Origin of the sequence: Bacillus sp. EKM202B, from assembly GCF_011066025.1 — a bacterium.
GTDB lineage: Bacteria > Bacillota > Bacilli > Bacillales > Bacillaceae_G > Bacillus_A > Bacillus_A toyonensis.
The window spans coordinates 75,785-91,087 of the sequence record NZ_JAAMNK010000021.1; the positions used below are offsets into that span (position 1 = coordinate 75,785).

Genomic DNA, 15,303 nt, shown 5'->3' on the forward strand with positions numbered 1-15,303 from the left:
TTCTTTTCAATTATCTGAAAATTATAACAAGATTTCACATCACGGAATACATTCCATAATACGGAAAAACATCAATTTTCATACTACCAATTTTGAAAGTGAGGAAAACAATGACGCAAGTAAACAATACAAACAATGAATTAAAGCGCACAATGAAAAGTAGACATTTATTTATGATTGCACTCGGTGGTGTGGTTGGAACGGGGTTATTTAACGGATCTGGTTTTATTATAAGTAAAGCTGGACCTGGCGGATCCGTACTTGCCTTTATGGCCGGTGGATTATTAATGTATCTCGTTATGCTATGTCTTGGTGAGCTTGCTGTAGCCATGCCTGTCTCAGGTTCTTTCCAGGAATATGCAACCAAGTTTATTAGCCCTGCAACTGGGTTTACAATCGGCTGGTTGTATTGGTTAAGCTGGGCGAATACGACCGGTCTTGAATTTACAACTGCCGGTATTACGATGCAGCGCTGGTTTCCTGATATTCCCGTCTGGGTTTGGTGTTTAATATTTGGCGTTACCATATTCACTATAAACGCATTATCTGCTCGTAGTTATGCAGAAACAGAATTTTGGTTTTCAAGCATTAAAGTATCTGCCATTATCGCTTTCATTATTCTTGGTGGCGCCGCTATGTTCGGTTTTATTGACTTAAAAGGAGACGAACCAGCTCCGCTTCTTTCAAATTTCGTAAATCACGGTGGTTTATTCCCGAATGGACTTGCCGCTATTCTATTAACAATGGTTACGGTCAATTATTCCTTCCAAGGTACAGAACTTGTCGGAATCGCAGCTGGTGAAAGTGAAGATCCAGCAAAGACTTTGCCTCGTTCTATTAGAAATATTATATGGCGCACGATGTTTTTCTTCGTTTTAGCAATTTTTGTTCTCGTAGCTTTAATTCCTTGGGAAGAAGCAGGATTAACAAAGAGCCCATTCGTTGCTGTTTTTGATAATATCGGTATTCCGTATGCAGCTGATATTATGAACTTTGTTATTCTTACTGCTGTTCTTTCTGTCGCAAACTCAGGACTGTACGCCGCAACTCGCATGCTTTGGTCATTATCAAAAAATGAAATGGCGCCAGCCTTTTTAAAGAAATTATCATCACGAGGAATACCACTAAACGCTTTAATCTTGACGATAGCTATTTCTGCTTTTTCTCTTTTGACAAGCGTGGTAGCTGCTGAAACGGTTTATTTATGGCTTATTTCGATTTCTGGAGTCATTACAATCATTGTTTGGATGTCAATTTGTGTTTCTCAATTCTTTTTCCATAAACGCTATTTAGCTGAAGGTGGAAAATTAGAAGACTTAAAATTCAAAACACCACTTTATCCACTTGTACCCATTCTTGGTTTTGGATTGTATGGCATTATATTAGTAAGTCTTATCTTTATCCCCGATCAAAGACTAGGAATCTACTGTACTGTACCATTTATCATCTTTTGCTACACTTACTATCACTTTAAGATTAAGAAAAAAATCACCAGTAGCACTCATAAAGAAGCTAAAATTAGCGAACCTTTGTAGTACTGTACGATACAGAGAAGACCGCGCATGGATTTCACTTCATGTGCGGTCTTTTATCATTCCTTCATTCATTTTCTCAGGAACAATTCCCCTATTTCTTCTATACTATTGAAATGATTATTTATAGCACTTCGTGTTTTGAATTGTTCAGGAGGTTTTTGCGTTCAAGTGTTATACTCAAACGGGTCAGTATTGCTACATTCCTTTACTTTGGTTTCAAAGATGATGTCGGTATAATTAATGTAGGAAATGCTGTTAGCAATTATTATTTTTTTATTGTTCATAAGTTGATGCTTTTCCTTACTATTACCACTTTGTTTTGATATATTAAATTTATACTACGTCACATTAAAAATTTAAAAATAGACAGGAGTTATATAAGATGATCAAAGGATTCGGAGGAATATTTTGGAGAACTAAAAATATTGATGTTATAAAAAAATGGTACAGCGAAGTATTGAAGATTGAAATAGAAAATTGGAATGGGACTGTGATTAAACCCGAATCAGGAACTGAGACTATCTTTTCTTTCTTCAACGAAGATGACAATTATTTTCCAACAGAACAACAAGTGATGTTAAATTTCCAAGTACATAATCTACATGAGACTATTCAGCATCTTGAACAAATTGGTATACCTCTTGAAAAGAAAGAAGAGGTTAGTGAATTTGGAAAGTTTATTTGGATTAAAGATCCTGAAGGACGACTCATCGAGCTTTGGGAGAAATAGTCGATTGTAATCATTCGCTATTAAGATAACGGATAATTTCGTTCAGCCGATGTCTTCGGCTATCCATAATAGATTCCTGTTGCAAATTTGTAGCAGGCTCTATTTTCACTTCATCATTTTCATTTAAACGAGAATCAATTATCCTTAACGACATTTCCTAATCCTTCGTAATTACAATTTGAAATCCCCTCCTCATCAATCATCTACTATTTAAACAAAAACTCCCCTTAAATCAAAAATGATTAAGGGGAGTTTTTCATATGCGATGAAGTTATAGTTCAGATTTCACTCGAACAGAAACATTATTTTTAATTATATTTTTGACATCTTTAAAGCTAACAAAATTGTTACTTTTCTCATCCCAAAGACGGAAACGTAGTGATTGTAAGCTTGTAGCAAGCGTAATCGTTGGTACATTTTTTAACGGAAGCGTATTATTGTGTGCCTCTTCTAGTTTATAGTTAGGTACTCTTGGGCTTAAATGGTGAACATGATGGAATCCAATATTACCAGTTAAGAATTGCAAAATTTTTGGAAGCTTATAAAAAGAACTTCCTTCCACTGCCGCTTTCACATATTCCCAATCTTTATCCTCTTCAAAATAAGAATCCTCAAATGTGTGCTGTACGTAAAACAGCCAAATACCTATTGAGCCTGCTATTAAGAATATAGTACCATGTACGAAAAGGAACGATTGCCATCCGATTGCCCAGCAAAGTACCCCTATTAAAGCAACGATTAATATATTCGTCAAATAAGTATTCATACGTTCTTTCTGTCTTGCACCTTTTCGGTTAAATCTATTTTTAAGCAAGAAAACATAAATCGGACCTAATCCAAACATAACGAATGGATTGCGATATAAACGATATGCTAAACGAAGTCTAAATGGTGCAGCTACATATTCATCAACTGTAAGCGTCCAAATATCCCCTGTACCCCTCTTATCCAAATTACCACTCGTAGCGTGGTGAATAGAATGCTCATGCCCCCATTGATCAAATGGGAATAAAGTTAAAACACCCATACATGTTCCAACTATTCTATTTGCACGTCGACTTTTAAAAAAGGAATAATGGGTGCAATCATGAAAAATAATGAAAATTCGTGTCATAAATCCAGCGGCTAACAGAGATGGAACTAATGTTAACCAATAAGAAACTGACAAACTTTTATAAGCAAGGTACCATAAAATAATAAATGGAACTATTGTGTTGATAAGTTGCCAAACACTTTTTTTAATCGTTGATTTTTCAAAAGGAGCAACTTGTTTTTTTAAATTTTTAGTATTTTGTAAGGTCATTTTTCTAATTCCTTTCCTGTATGTTGCTAATTCATATTATAGCATACTATTAGTATCAGGTGTTATGTGTAGATATAATAAATATTTTATACAATGAAAATCTCTTTTTTCTTACTCATTTCTTACAAATTACTTACGTCCAAAATAGCTTCTATAATAATAAAGAAGGAGCATTTGTGCCGATAATTCGAGTTTTTTTTCCAATAAATACATAAAAAAAACACAGTGCTTTTTCACATCTGTGTTTCTTATTTTCATTCCAATGAAAACCAAGTAACTTTAGGATTTATACTTTTTTGATAAAAATAACAATTACATACATTCTATACTATATAATCTATGGGTTTACCATATTACTCAATATTTTCATTATTACAAGCTAAAAGTGGTTCGTACATCATTATAGCGTGATTCTCCGTTACATATTGATCTTCTATAAACTGCTTCTGTTGATTATATACTCTGCGTTGAATCACATTATGTCGTATATAACCACCCCAGTATGCAGGCTGAATGGCGTGTTCTTTTTCATAAACTTCATATTGATAAAGTTGCGGAGAGACTGTTCTACAAACGAAATTCTTTATTTTAAGAAAAAAATAAAATTTCCCTTTTGCATTTATATAAGTCTCTTCTGGAAAACTTTGCGGCAGAATCCAAACATCACTATTTACAGGACAAAACACAAAAAATTGCCAACCAGTTAGCTTAGCAAGGTTAACTAGTTGGCAATTTTTTAACGAGAATGCTTTACAAATAATTGAATTGCTTCTTCCGGTACATAGAACTTCCCATTACTCTCTACAATAATACTTTCTAATTCATACTCTTTATCATTAATACGAATTATATTTTTATTAACACTTAATTGAGCTTCCACTTTATTATGATTTACTACGAGCACTGGGTTTGCTACATCGGTTTTGTCGATTGATACAGTGGCACCAATTCTCTTAAAGGCTTGTTCACTCTCTAAAAATATTTTATTTGTTACTTCTTCTAAGTTAAAGCCCATTGCTTTCGCCATCGTCTTCGCAATGTCTATATTTTGGATTAAGCCTTCTGGTTTTTGTGGTCCATAAGAGTATAAGAATACATCCTCACCTGTATGTCCTCCTGTCGTAAAGCCAATATTTGCGCGATTAGCCAATAACGTAGTAAGGATTCGACCTACATCCATTTTCTTTTTTGCCGCTTTTAACTTTTCTTTTTCATCATGAGTTAGATTGTCCAAACCGTATAGTTTAGCTACACCTTCTACATTTGATAAATCAGATTTCAGTTTATTTGTAGTCCCTTCAAGTGTCATTTTCGCCTTTTTCAATGGGGCAATGTATGCAGATACAGGTGTAGTATTATATCCCTTTGTCGTATTCATATTGCCAATAGAGATACCACTGTTGCCATGGTCAGCTACAGCAATGAGCATCGTATTACCGTCTTTCTTCGCAAATTTTAATGCTTCTGCAACCGCATTATCAAATGCCAATACATCACTAATAATCCCAATTGGATCATTCGCATGGGCTGCCCAATCTGGCTTACTTCCTTCTACAAATAAAAAGAAGCCATCTTTATCTTTTGATAATGTTTGAATTGCTTTTTCCGTCATTTGAGAAAGTGTTGGTTGCTCTGGATTTGTTACTTCACGATCCATATCGAACGCAAGGGCATTATGTGAGAAAGAGCCCCAAATTTTATCAGATTTAGAGTTCAATAATGCATCTTTTGTTTCAACTAAGTCGTATCCTTTATCTTGAATCACTTTAACTAAATCTTCACCATCTTTACGGATTCCATTTCTTTTCACAGGCTGTAGTGCTGCTTTTCCCCCGCCTAATACGACATCTATATTTTGATACACTTGCTGCTTCGCAATTATGTCAAAATGCTTGCGGTTAGCATGATGGGCAGAGAACCCAGCAGGAGTAGCATGTTGAATTTCAGATGTAGCAACAATTCCAGTTGCGCGACCAGAGCGCTTTGCACCTTCTAGAACGTTCGCAACTGGCCGCAGCTTCTCCTCTTCTTTAATTGGTTTTAAGCTAGGTGAATTCACAATAGATGGCAATACACCTACATATCCTGAATTTGATTTATTCCCTGTTGCTAAAGCTGTAGCTGCTGGGGCTGAGTCTGTAATAGCGGATTCTGCTGAATATGTGCGAACACCTCCCGTTATGATTTCATCTAATGCAAGCGGTGCCCCTTTATACAAGCGAGCTAACGTTGTTGCTGAAGAGCTCGTTCCATCCATAACCATCATAATTATATTTTTTGGTTGATGTTCTACTTGTTTCACCTTAGCTTCGGCCGCCTGATAATTCATCATGCTTTCAGTACTTAATACACTTAATGTTACAGTTGATACTAATAATATCCCCTTCACTTTTTTACTCAATTTCATCATTTTTGTTCCTCCATAAACTTCACATTCTTTTATATACAAGATCCAATTTTCCATTACGTTTATACAAACTTATATATGTTCTTTTTTATTAGTTCCCTATTGTCATAAAGCTAACAACAATTACCGTCACTTTCGTTCATTAATTAAATAATGTTATATGTCACAGCCCTATATTCTCTACTATTAAAGTGTCATTATTCTCTTCATCATATAAAAATTTGTTTATCAATAAAAACACGATTAAATTAAATAAAAGTTTATTGTTAAACAATAAATTACATGTTAAATTATATAGATAATAATTAAATGAGGTGCTTTTTATGAAACAAGGATCAACACTCTTTTTAAAGACGGCTGTTATTCTTATGGGAATTCCTGTTCTTGCTATGTGCATTTTTTTAGTTCCTAAAATAGGGAATTTCGCTGCAGAATTATATCCTGATATTGCATATATTAAATATCTTGTATTTATCAACTTATACGCAACAGCAATACCTTACTATTTCGCACTGTACCAAACGTTTAAGCTGTTAAACTATATTGACAAAAACAACGCATTCTCAAAATTGTCTGTAAAATCGTTGAAAAATATTAAGAACAGTGCATTAACAATTAGTGTATTATATGTATTAGGCATGCCGCTTTTCTATCTCGTGGCAGAGAGAGATGACGCCCCGGGCATTATTATTATTGGAATGATTATGATTTTTGCTTCATTGGTTATCGCTGTCTTTGCTGCCGTTCTCCAAAGACTATTAAAAGATGCTATTAATATAAAATCAGAAAATGATTTAACGGTCTGAGGTGAATAATATGGCAATAATAATTAATATTGATGTAATGTTAGCGAAAAGAAAAATGAGTGTAACAGAGCTTTCGGAGAAGGTTGGAATTACAATGGCTAACCTTTCTATTTTGAAAAACGGAAAAGCAAAAGCGATTCGATTTTCAACTTTAGAAGCAATTTGTAAAGCATTAGAATGTCAACCAGGAGATATTTTAGAATATCAACCTGAAGATACCGAATAAAAAGAGTCCTTCTCACATGAAGGACTCTTTTTATTGCACATTACGGTGCGAAATTAATTTGACCAGTAAACAATAAGATAATCGTGATAATCCAAAATATAAAAAATGATGAGGACAGTATGAATGAAAGAATACCTATCCCCTTCTTCTCTGTTTTTTTCGTCATTATAATTATTGAAAGTATGATACCTACGCCTGTAAGAGCAATAGTAATATAATCTCCCACTATATTACCCGCATTCGCTATCCTCGTTGGAGTTATAAAAACGAATAAAAAACACAAAATTCCAATAAGTAAAGATATATAGCTTATTATACTGTACTTCTTTTTGAGGACTATTTCGGTTTTCATCATAACCCACCCCTTCTGTATAGCTATGATTTCATACTAGCACGAATAACTATAATTTGGTTTTATTTTACCGCCTATAGCACTTTTATTGAGTTAATTTCTTTTTAATACTTTTTTTAAAAAATATATTGGACCTACTACCAAATATGCTGGGTTTGATAAGAAAGTCGGCTTCTTACCTTCAATTGCATGACCTACAAATTGAAAAATCCATCCTAATATAAATAATGATAGCCCTAATTTCCAATTCACGAATAAAATGAATATAGAAATGATAATTGTAGGAATACCAATAAAGTGAAAAAATTTATTCATTGGATGTTGATGGTCGTCTCGATATTTTTTAAACATTTTTTGAAAGTCCATATCTTAACCCCTCTCCATTATTAAAAATCTTATTTTAATTTGAAACTAACGAAAGTAAATTTTCTTCTACTAATATATATGCAGGTGTACCATGTATAACCTGTAAAGCCAATCCTTTTAAAGAAACTAATAAAGCTCTTGAAAAAGCTTCCTAAAATAATTAACCTACTACATATAAAATAACCTCTACTTTTTGTATGAAAAGTAAAGGTTATTTTCAAACCATTTATAAAGAAACCTCTCTATCAACCACTACCTTAAAAAATTCCGAGTAATGTGCCAAAGAATAATCCGCTACATCACAAATCCCTTGAAACATGCATGTTGAAATACCTAATTCCTTTGCAGGTAATAAATCTAACTCTCTATCTCCAATAGCTAAATCAATATTGTACTTCCTATGTAAATGATCATACGCTAAAGAATTCGGTTTTCGAGGGAAACCATCGTCAATTGTAACCATATCGACGAAGTATTTATCCCATCCGTAATATTTTAAAATTTCCATAACCCCTGCTTTATGTTTATGGGTCATGATTACATTTTTATCTGCAAATTTCAAAACCTTTTCGACACCAGCAAAAGGCTTCATATCTTTTGGAGTAAATTTCTTCTTCAAAATTTTAATCTTTTCTTCCTGCTCACATGAAATATTATAATAATGAATTGCGTGAGAATATGATATTTTCAAGTTTTTGTATATTTCTTGTTCATCTACTGTATCACCTAATATTTCAGAAAGCATCTTCGTATATGCAGGATACGTATCAAATAACGTCCCATCAAAATCCCACAAAATATTCATTGTATTCACCCTTCTATTTTCGAATCATTGTATGACTAAATCCGCCCTATCCTTCGGCAATTCCATTTCTAAATAATACTCCTCTGCTTTCCAATACCTGTTTTGAAACTTTGAAAGTTTCTTTTGTGTCTCTTCGCTTTCACGCTGAAACCTTGTTTCCCTTGGACAGTCCAAATACACCATATAATGAAAGAAATCTCTCCATTCTTTTCGCTGTAGAAAAACTCCTTCAATTACAATTACACCTACAATAGGGATCTGGACTTTTTTCATTTCACATGAATCTGTATCATCATAATAGAAAGGCAATTTCAATTTCGTTTCATGTTGTAACTTTTGAAAAAATTTCTGCCGCAAGTATGCAATATCCCACTGTAAATGATAGTACTCATACCATTCTTCATATCCTGTTTGATATCGTTTATTACGCTCCACTATATGATCATCAATATGGAAAATATGAAACGGAATGCCTTCTTGTTTCATATTTTCTTTTAATTTTGTTGCGAATGTTGTTTTTCCTGAACGACTTAAACCATCTATTCCGATAATGAATCGGTTTTCTTTATGTTTCTTCATTATACTTATAATTTCACTCGTACTCATTGCTTCTTCCACTCTTCTTTTAATAAAGAAAATAAAATGGTATCATGAGCAACTCCATTTTGAATCATATGTTTTCGAAGTAATCCCTCTTCTTGAAACCCTGCTTTTTTTAGCAATTTTTGAGATGCCTTATTTTCTACATATACGACAGCTGCGATTCTTATAAGTTGCAGCTTTTCAAATCCGTAAGTTAAGATGGCTTGTAATGCTTCGGATGCATATCCCTTTCCCCAATATATATCATCTAATTCATAACCAATTTCAGCTCGTTTATGATGATTGTTAATTAAATGAAATCCGCACGTTCCGATTAATTGGTCCGTCCCTTTTTTCTCTATTCCCCAGCGAAACACATTGCCTTCTTCATAACGATTTTTAAACGTTTGAATCGTTGTTTTCGCTTGCTCAATATTTTCGAAAGAATCCATTCCGAAATATCGTATAACAGATTCTTTCGAAAAATATTGGAACATCATTTCTGCATCTAATAGTGTAAGTTCTCTTAAAAGTAAACGTTCTGTTTCTAGTTTCGGAAATTCCATCTCTTTTTCTCCCTCTATTCTAATGAACTGCAAATTTCAATATAATTTCCATCTGGATCAGCAATGTAGGCAATTGTTTGTCCCCATGGTTTCACAATTGGTTCTACTAAAACTTTAATACCTTGCTCTCTGAATTGCTCAATTGTTTCTTGTACATTCTCAACTACGAATCCTAATTCGAAGTGAGAAGATTGTAATTCACCTTCTGTAAGCGGTAGTCCTGTTAATTCTTTCACGTCTTCTCGTGTATTCATCGCTAATATTGTAGATCCAGTATTAAATTCAATATATGTACCATGCTCAGCTTTTATAGGTAACTGTAAAGTATCTTTATAGAATCTTAAACATTCTTCAAACTTTTCTACATATAAAATGATGTATTTCATTTTTAAATTCATGTTACATCCCCCTTTTGTATTCATCCCTAAAAATTCGACAAAAACTACAAAAAAACCTTGTTCTTCCTACAAATGAACATAAAAAAATGAGGCCGATTTCTCGGCCTCCCAGCTTATTGGCATAAAACAGGAGATTTGGTTTGGACATAACCAGTTCGTACTTTTATTATATTTTATTTTTTCTGAATTTTAAATACTTTAAACACCTATTTATATTGAGAAAGTTTTTTTACTTGCATAAAATTATACTGTTTAAGAAATGCTACAAATGGAGGTGTATACATATGGAACCAATGCTTTGTCCAAGCTGTAAAACAAATCGTACTCGCTTTAACATTCTTGAGCAACAAGTAAAACCAGTAAAGTTAAATCCTCAAACTGGTCAAGTAGAAGAAGAGTATACTAATGAAACGATGAATGCTTTTCATATGGCTTATCAAGGACCTACATACCGAGTCCAATGCGCTGTATGCGGACTTGTTGAAAACCCTGAACAATTTATTAAACCTGCTCAAAATCAGTCTTTCTCATAAAGTGAAACTTTAAATCAGTGGAGGTTTTGTTCATCCCCCACTGATTATTAGCCTTCACCAATCGGGATTTTACGGGTAGTTGATCCCCCACCTAACTTTTTTGCTTTCGCTGAATTTTGAGTTGGGGGTCTTACTGCCCGTTAATGCGGGATAAAATATTGTTAATCAGTAGTTCCTTATTTATGATTTTTTAGGTATTGTTACGGGATATCTCCATCTACAATTGTTCGTTCTATACCTTGAATACACATATTTTTATTGTGTAAAAAATAGCGAACAAAAATAAAAATATATAAGAATTAAAGAAGATAATTCCCATATCCCCCTTCTTTAATAATTCCACTCTTTGTTACAATATTTCCTTTTTCAACTGTTTAATCTTCCAAGTTATATTAATAAATATATATAAATACATACAACCTATAAACCCTACCATACCTTTAAATATATAAGGAATTCTAGATTCTGATGGTCCAAGAAAACATAAGTAAAACGTTGGCATTATCGTTACAAACACAATTACAAAGAATAGTAATAACTCATTTAGTTTTTGTATCCTCGTATCCTTTTCTGAATATATATCAGGCAACTCATTTTCTTCTTCTACTTCTTTACAAAAATAATTCCATTTTGCAAAACTCGTTACATGTTTCCATCCACACATTTCATATATTTCAATATATTCTTTTTGCTTTTCTTTTGTATCTTTATAATCTAACCTAAAATCTGCTTTATATATTACATCTTTCGGTTCTGTTTCCTTAAACGTATACATTATATTGTATTTTTGTAATGCCCAACCTTGTTGATGCATTTTTCTTAAAAAGGCTTCCTCTTTTTCTAAACTCCATCCAGCAAAAAATTTAAATACTTTCCTTGTCTCCAACATTCATTCACTCCCCTAATATACTATGTCCATTCCTTACAGATCTCTGCAGCCTCGTATATTCTAGCTCTACCACTTCTCTTCCAAACGGCGTTAACTCATAGCACTTCTTTCTATCTGTAGAGGCCACTTCAACAATTAACTTCTCTTTTAGTAACTTCGTCGTATTCCCATATAAAGTACCAGGACCGAGCCTTACTTCCCCTTTTGTCATCTCTTCCACCATTTGCATAATTCCATATCCGTGCATTGGTTTCACTAATGACAAAAGTATGTAATACGTCGCCTCTGTTAACGGAATATATTTTTGTGCTTTTGCATTCATTATATCTACCTCCGATACATCGTCTTACGATATATCGATTAACGATATATCGTAAGACGATATTGTATAATCATATTCCAAAATATACAAGTATAATTTAATAATTAAATATCCATTTCTTTAAATTGAAAAATCATACCTATTTTCAGAATAATTTGTTAAAATATAGAAACATTAACTCTTTTATAATGAAAGGAATGATACATATGATTCATACATTAAAAGAAAATATAGGGTGTGTGTTTGTTGGTAAAGAAAATGTTATTGATCTACTACTCGTTTCTCTACTTGCTGATGGACATGTACTACTTGAAGACGTGCCTGGTACCGGGAAAACGTTGCTGGCGAAAACACTTTCAAAAAGTATTGGTGGTAATTTCTCTCGTGTTCAATTTACCCCTGATGTACTTCCGAGTGATGTAACAGGTATTGAATATTTCAATCCAAAAACAAGCGAATTCGAATTAAGACTCGGACCAGTTATGACGAACATTTTACTAGCAGATGAAATTAACCGTGCAATGCCGAGAACACAGTCTAGTTTGTTAGAATCAATGGAAGAACGACAAGTAACGCTTGAAAAACAGTCTACTCCTCTTCCGAAACCGTTCTTTGTTATTGCGACGCAAAATCCGATTGAATCACAAGGAACTTTCCCTCTTCCTGATGCACAGCTCGATCGCTTTTTAATGACAATTGCAATTGGTTATCCGGCCCCAGAAGATGAGTTACAAATGATGCGACGTTTTCGTAACGATACACCATTAGAAAGTGTTACATCTGTTATCTCTTTAGAAGACATTTTAGAAGCGCAGAAACAAGTAAAAGAAATTTTCGTATCAGAACCGTTAGAACATTACATAATTAAACTTGCGCAAGCTACTCGAAATCACGATTACATTGCTAACGGTGTAAGCCCACGTGCCACTTTAGCTTTAGTGCGCGCAGTTCAAGCATTAGCCTTTTTACGTGGCAGAGAATATTGTACGCCTGAAGATATTCAATTTTTAGTTCCTTCTGTTTGGAATCACCGTATCGTCTTATCAATGGAAGGTGCATTACGCACGACAAAAAATGAAATTATGCAAAGGATTTTAAAAGAAGTTGATGTACCTGTGGAGATTGAACAAGCATGAATGGTCAACGCGTTGTAACTGTACCTTTATTTTTCCAGCTTCATATTATTCAATTAACTGTGCCAGTCGCGTTACTTTTCACATTCTTTTTCCCGCAACGAATGTTTATGTTTCTCTTTTTCTTCTATTATTTATTTGCGATTTTCATTTATAAATACGTCGCTTTCATAGAGAAAAAGTTTCAAGTTATAAATGAGAAACAGACGACTCGGCTATTTCCTGATGAAACTGGACAATTTTTTATTCATTTAAAAAATGGAGCAAGCATACCACTCGTGAATGGGGTTTGTTATTTTCATTTACATTCATCTCTTATACCGCATAAAGATCAAGGAATTGAACAAATTTCAAAGACATTATTCTCCTTTCCATTTTCACAACCTGCACATTCAGCGCAAAAATGGGATTTAACATTAACTGCGACGAAGCGTGGTGTGTTTCAAATTGAACAGTTCGAATGTGTATTAAAAGATCCATTTCATCAATTGAATGTACATTTACCTGTTTTTGATAAATTAAAGACCGAAATTATTGTGTATCCTTCTCCTAAAGAAGTAGCAGGTTTGCAAGAACTTCAGCAACTATTAAATGGTTCATATCGAACGAATTTTTCTTTTTACAATGATGAAACATCTATTATCGGTGTGAAACGATATGAACGTGAATCATTCCGCTCTATTCATTGGAAAGCATCTGCTAAAATGCAGGAATTACAAGCAAAACAATATGAACCAGTAAAAAATTATAGCTGGACGATTTGTCTTTCTTTAGCTGCTAATCGCGGGTTTGGTTGGAGAGATGATGTAGAAGAACTTATTTCATATGCAACATATATTTGCCAGTACGCAACGAAGCAGCAAATTCCGTTTGAATTGTTTATTAGTGTATTAGCAGAAGGTGGCCCTCTGCACTTACCATTAAACGAAGGACAAATGCATTATGGGAAGGCATTAGAGGAATTGGCACGTATTTCAGATGATAGTACACTTCTTCCAAAACAAGGATTTCTTCACTATGTAACGAGAAAAAGAGAACGCTCGTCTACGATGATTTACATCGGTATACAGAAGAATGAGCTCCCTCTTCTAACGCAACCTACATTTCTCATAAATATTGAAGGGATGGTGGAAGCAGTTGAAAACTTGGCTCTATCACGTTAATGACTTTATTCTGCTGCTTCTCCTTTCGTTATTAACGGAAAGAGACGAAATAGTTGGTATTGCTATATTTTTAGCGACCGGTTATGTAGGAGTACTTCTTATTAATAAATTAATGAAGAAAAAAACAACAGGATTTGTAATACTGTTAGTTGCTCAAATAGTCGGTTGTTCTTTCATCCTACCTTTTTCTCTTTTTGGCACAATTATGTTACCGCTTTTCTTCTTTATCGTACATGCAATTGGACCTGGGTATCCGGTGCAAAAGTCGTTAAGCGGTATTTTATGGTTTGTATTTTCAGCTATATTTCATGCCCCTTTTCCACCGTTATGGAAATTGTTATTATTAGTTTTACACATTATGATTACATTTTGGCAAACAGGTTCAAATCGTAATCAACAGCTATTACGTTTCACTTCTATTATTGCTATTGGAACAATTAGTGCTTTACTTATTCCGGTATTCCCTTATATTCGTCTTGTTTTTTCTTATATCGTTCAAGTAGTTGCGTTAGGATTCGGATACGCTATCAATCCGTTGTTTTCGGCAGCTGCATTAAAAGAAACAGATGATTTTTGGTCGAATAAAGGGAATCTAAAAGATCCTACTATTAAAGATGATCTGGAGCCACTTCCTTTTGATCCAACTCTTATAAATAGCATAACCATAATAGTCTGTACCACCATCGCCATTTATATCGTTTGGAAAATAATAAAACATCGAAAACATTTAAGTTTACCAAATATACCAGTCTTCGAATCTACAATCATTACTGATAAAGAAGGTATGAGCCAAAAACGAATGAAGCGAAATAAACCACCACATAATGAAATTCGAAAAGAAATTTTCAAACTGGAAAGTAAATTATCCCCTCCTTTAAACCGGGAACGAGGAGAAACAGTTGAAGTATGGTTAGAAAGAATTCATGATGATGAAGGTATACATATTCAGAGGCATATTATTATAGATGCGTATAATGCAGTACGTTATTCAAATGGTGAAAACATTGTACTTCTGAATGAATTTAAAGAAGAGGTTCATAAGCTTTATGCGTATGAGAAGAGTTTGAAGAAAAAGAAAAAATGATGTATACAAAAAGACTCCTATTAAACTGAACTGAACCCAAAAAATTAGACAAATATATTAAGCAGCTACTAAGGATTGAACTCTGTATTGCACAGGGGACAAT

General features: G+C 33.6%; 19 protein-coding genes and 1 pseudogene. 8 read left to right on the forward strand and 12 right to left on the reverse strand.

The genetic code is table 11. The annotated features are described in order from the left end of the window. Positions 1–110 precede the first annotated feature (110 nt). A complete protein-coding gene (locus G9F74_RS21530) occupies positions 111–1,535 on the forward strand; it encodes an amino acid permease (protein WP_016108652.1) in 1,425 nt (474 codons plus the stop codon). Between the two features lie 382 nt (positions 1,536–1,917). Further along, positions 1,918–2,265: a VOC family protein gene (locus tag G9F74_RS21535; RefSeq protein ID WP_016108653.1), complete on the forward strand. Its 348-nt coding sequence runs from the start codon at positions 1,918–1,920 to the stop codon at positions 2,263–2,265. A gap of 10 nt (positions 2,266–2,275) precedes the next feature. Here the strand turns inward: G9F74_RS21535 and G9F74_RS21540 are convergent, their stop codons facing one another. The 4 genes and pseudogenes from G9F74_RS21540 to G9F74_RS21555 all read right to left on the reverse strand — a co-directional run bounded on the left by G9F74_RS21540 (position 2,276) and on the right by G9F74_RS21555 (position 5,978). Further along, positions 2,276–2,419, reverse strand: a complete 144-nt coding sequence (locus G9F74_RS21540) for a hypothetical protein (RefSeq protein ID WP_000058621.1) — start codon at positions 2,417–2,419, stop codon at positions 2,276–2,278. Positions 2,420–2,536: 117 nt separating this feature from the next. Further along, positions 2,537–3,568: a Delta(5) desaturase DesA gene (gene desA / locus G9F74_RS21545; protein ID WP_000174972.1), complete on the reverse strand. Its 1,032-nt coding sequence runs from the start codon at positions 3,566–3,568 to the stop codon at positions 2,537–2,539. Between the two features lie 353 nt (positions 3,569–3,921). Continuing rightward, positions 3,922–4,137: pseudogene (locus tag G9F74_RS21550) on the reverse strand (VanW family protein); the annotation flags it as partial. 167 nt (positions 4,138–4,304) lie between these two features. Then, positions 4,305–5,978, reverse strand: a complete 1,674-nt coding sequence (locus tag G9F74_RS21555) for an alkaline phosphatase (RefSeq protein WP_000977075.1) — start codon at positions 5,976–5,978, stop codon at positions 4,305–4,307. Positions 5,979–6,298: 320 nt separating this feature from the next. Here G9F74_RS21555 and G9F74_RS21560 point away from each other — a divergent pair, with 320 nt between their 5' ends. Beyond that, a complete protein-coding gene (locus G9F74_RS21560; protein ID WP_016108654.1) occupies positions 6,299–6,781 on the forward strand; it encodes a DUF2975 domain-containing protein in 483 nt (160 codons plus the stop codon). A 10-nt stretch (positions 6,782–6,791) separates the two neighbouring features. Then, positions 6,792–7,007, forward strand: coding sequence for a helix-turn-helix domain-containing protein (locus tag G9F74_RS21565; protein ID WP_000974611.1), 216 nt, complete (start codon positions 6,792–6,794; stop codon positions 7,005–7,007). 40 nt (positions 7,008–7,047) lie between these two features. On the opposite strand, the gene G9F74_RS21570 is transcribed toward G9F74_RS21565, so the two are convergent. The 6 genes from G9F74_RS21570 to G9F74_RS21595 all read right to left on the reverse strand — a co-directional run bounded on the left by G9F74_RS21570 (position 7,048) and on the right by G9F74_RS21595 (position 10,076). Then, complete coding sequence (locus G9F74_RS21570; protein ID WP_000845545.1) at positions 7,048–7,359, reverse strand: hypothetical protein; 312 nt, start codon at positions 7,357–7,359, stop codon at positions 7,048–7,050. Between the two features lie 93 nt (positions 7,360–7,452). Next, positions 7,453–7,725: an Mpo1-like protein gene (locus G9F74_RS21575; protein ID WP_000347330.1), complete on the reverse strand. Its 273-nt coding sequence runs from the start codon at positions 7,723–7,725 to the stop codon at positions 7,453–7,455. A gap of 226 nt (positions 7,726–7,951) precedes the next feature. Further along, the gene (locus G9F74_RS21580; protein WP_001024225.1) at positions 7,952–8,530 is read right to left on the reverse strand and encodes an HAD-IA family hydrolase; all 579 of its coding nucleotides are present in this window, start codon (positions 8,528–8,530) and stop codon (positions 7,952–7,954) included. 24 nt (positions 8,531–8,554) lie between these two features. Further along, positions 8,555–9,136 (reverse strand): kinase, encoded by a 582-nt coding sequence (locus tag G9F74_RS21585; protein ID WP_000107735.1) that lies wholly within the window; start codon positions 9,134–9,136, stop codon positions 8,555–8,557. Further along, positions 9,133–9,678 (reverse strand): GNAT family N-acetyltransferase, encoded by a 546-nt coding sequence (locus tag G9F74_RS21590; RefSeq protein WP_000395622.1) that lies wholly within the window; start codon positions 9,676–9,678, stop codon positions 9,133–9,135. The genes G9F74_RS21585 and G9F74_RS21590 overlap by 4 nt, the downstream gene beginning before the upstream one ends. Before the next feature lie 14 nt (positions 9,679–9,692). Beyond that, positions 9,693–10,076: a VOC family protein gene (locus G9F74_RS21595; RefSeq protein WP_001049858.1), complete on the reverse strand. Its 384-nt coding sequence runs from the start codon at positions 10,074–10,076 to the stop codon at positions 9,693–9,695. Positions 10,077–10,360: 284 nt separating this feature from the next. Here G9F74_RS21595 and G9F74_RS21600 point away from each other — a divergent pair, with 284 nt between their 5' ends. Further along, positions 10,361–10,609 carry a hypothetical protein gene (locus tag G9F74_RS21600; protein WP_000433610.1) on the forward strand — a complete coding sequence of 83 codons (249 nt, stop codon included), beginning with the start codon at positions 10,361–10,363 and terminating at the stop codon, positions 10,607–10,609. 349 nt (positions 10,610–10,958) lie between these two features. Here G9F74_RS21600 and G9F74_RS21605 read toward each other — a convergent pair whose 3' ends face one another. Together G9F74_RS21605 and G9F74_RS21610 are read right to left on the reverse strand one after the other, a co-directional pair. After that, a complete protein-coding gene (locus tag G9F74_RS21605) occupies positions 10,959–11,495 on the reverse strand; it encodes a DUF2812 domain-containing protein (RefSeq protein ID WP_033668588.1) in 537 nt (178 codons plus the stop codon). Positions 11,496–11,502: 7 nt separating this feature from the next. Then, positions 11,503–11,820 carry a PadR family transcriptional regulator gene (locus G9F74_RS21610; RefSeq protein WP_016108656.1) on the reverse strand — a complete coding sequence of 106 codons (318 nt, stop codon included), beginning with the start codon at positions 11,818–11,820 and terminating at the stop codon, positions 11,503–11,505. 188 nt (positions 11,821–12,008) lie between these two features. Here G9F74_RS21610 and G9F74_RS21615 point away from each other — a divergent pair, with 188 nt between their 5' ends. Genes G9F74_RS21615 through G9F74_RS21625 form a run of 3 tightly spaced genes read left to right on the forward strand, consistent with a single transcriptional unit; the run spans position 12,009 to position 15,200 of the window. Continuing rightward, positions 12,009–12,956, forward strand: a complete 948-nt coding sequence (locus G9F74_RS21615) for an AAA family ATPase (RefSeq protein ID WP_165406244.1) — start codon at positions 12,009–12,011, stop codon at positions 12,954–12,956. Beyond that, positions 12,953–14,116 carry a DUF58 domain-containing protein gene (locus G9F74_RS21620; protein WP_016108658.1) on the forward strand — a complete coding sequence of 388 codons (1,164 nt, stop codon included), beginning with the start codon at positions 12,953–12,955 and terminating at the stop codon, positions 14,114–14,116. Before G9F74_RS21615 ends, G9F74_RS21620 begins: the two co-directional genes overlap by 4 nt. Further along, complete coding sequence (locus G9F74_RS21625; RefSeq protein ID WP_016108659.1) at positions 14,091–15,200, forward strand: DUF4018 domain-containing protein; 1,110 nt, start codon at positions 14,091–14,093, stop codon at positions 15,198–15,200. Before G9F74_RS21620 ends, G9F74_RS21625 begins: the two co-directional genes overlap by 26 nt. Positions 15,201–15,303 lie beyond the last annotated feature (103 nt).

Coding starts and splice junctions, on each gene's coding strand:
- G9F74_RS21620 (WP_016108658.1), top strand. CDS start 12,953: ATGAATGGTCAACGCGTTGTAACTGTACCTTTATTTTTCCAGCTTCAT.
- G9F74_RS21560 (WP_016108654.1), top strand. CDS start 6,299: ATGAAACAAGGATCAACACTCTTTTTAAAGACGGCTGTTATTCTTATG.
- G9F74_RS21595 (WP_001049858.1), bottom strand. CDS start 10,076: ATGAATTTAAAAATGAAATACATCATTTTATATGTAGAAAAGTTTGAA.
- G9F74_RS21590 (WP_000395622.1), bottom strand. CDS start 9,678: ATGGAATTTCCGAAACTAGAAACAGAACGTTTACTTTTAAGAGAACTT.
- G9F74_RS21530 (WP_016108652.1), top strand. CDS start 111: ATGACGCAAGTAAACAATACAAACAATGAATTAAAGCGCACAATGAAA.
- G9F74_RS21575 (WP_000347330.1), bottom strand. CDS start 7,725: ATGGACTTTCAAAAAATGTTTAAAAAATATCGAGACGACCATCAACAT.
- G9F74_RS21565 (WP_000974611.1), top strand. CDS start 6,792: ATGGCAATAATAATTAATATTGATGTAATGTTAGCGAAAAGAAAAATG.
- G9F74_RS21610 (WP_016108656.1), bottom strand. CDS start 11,820: ATGAATGCAAAAGCACAAAAATATATTCCGTTAACAGAGGCGACGTAT.
- G9F74_RS21555 (WP_000977075.1), bottom strand. CDS start 5,978: ATGATGAAATTGAGTAAAAAAGTGAAGGGGATATTATTAGTATCAACT.
- desA (WP_000174972.1), bottom strand. CDS start 3,568: ATGACCTTACAAAATACTAAAAATTTAAAAAAACAAGTTGCTCCTTTT.
- G9F74_RS21580 (WP_001024225.1), bottom strand. CDS start 8,530: ATGAATATTTTGTGGGATTTTGATGGGACGTTATTTGATACGTATCCT.
- G9F74_RS21540 (WP_000058621.1), bottom strand. CDS start 2,419: ATGTCGTTAAGGATAATTGATTCTCGTTTAAATGAAAATGATGAAGTG.
- G9F74_RS21615 (WP_165406244.1), top strand. CDS start 12,009: ATGAAAGGAATGATACATATGATTCATACATTAAAAGAAAATATAGGG.
- G9F74_RS21600 (WP_000433610.1), top strand. CDS start 10,361: ATGGAACCAATGCTTTGTCCAAGCTGTAAAACAAATCGTACTCGCTTT.
- G9F74_RS21570 (WP_000845545.1), bottom strand. CDS start 7,359: ATGAAAACCGAAATAGTCCTCAAAAAGAAGTACAGTATAATAAGCTAT.
- G9F74_RS21585 (WP_000107735.1), bottom strand. CDS start 9,136: ATGAGTACGAGTGAAATTATAAGTATAATGAAGAAACATAAAGAAAAC.
- G9F74_RS21535 (WP_016108653.1), top strand. CDS start 1,918: ATGATCAAAGGATTCGGAGGAATATTTTGGAGAACTAAAAATATTGAT.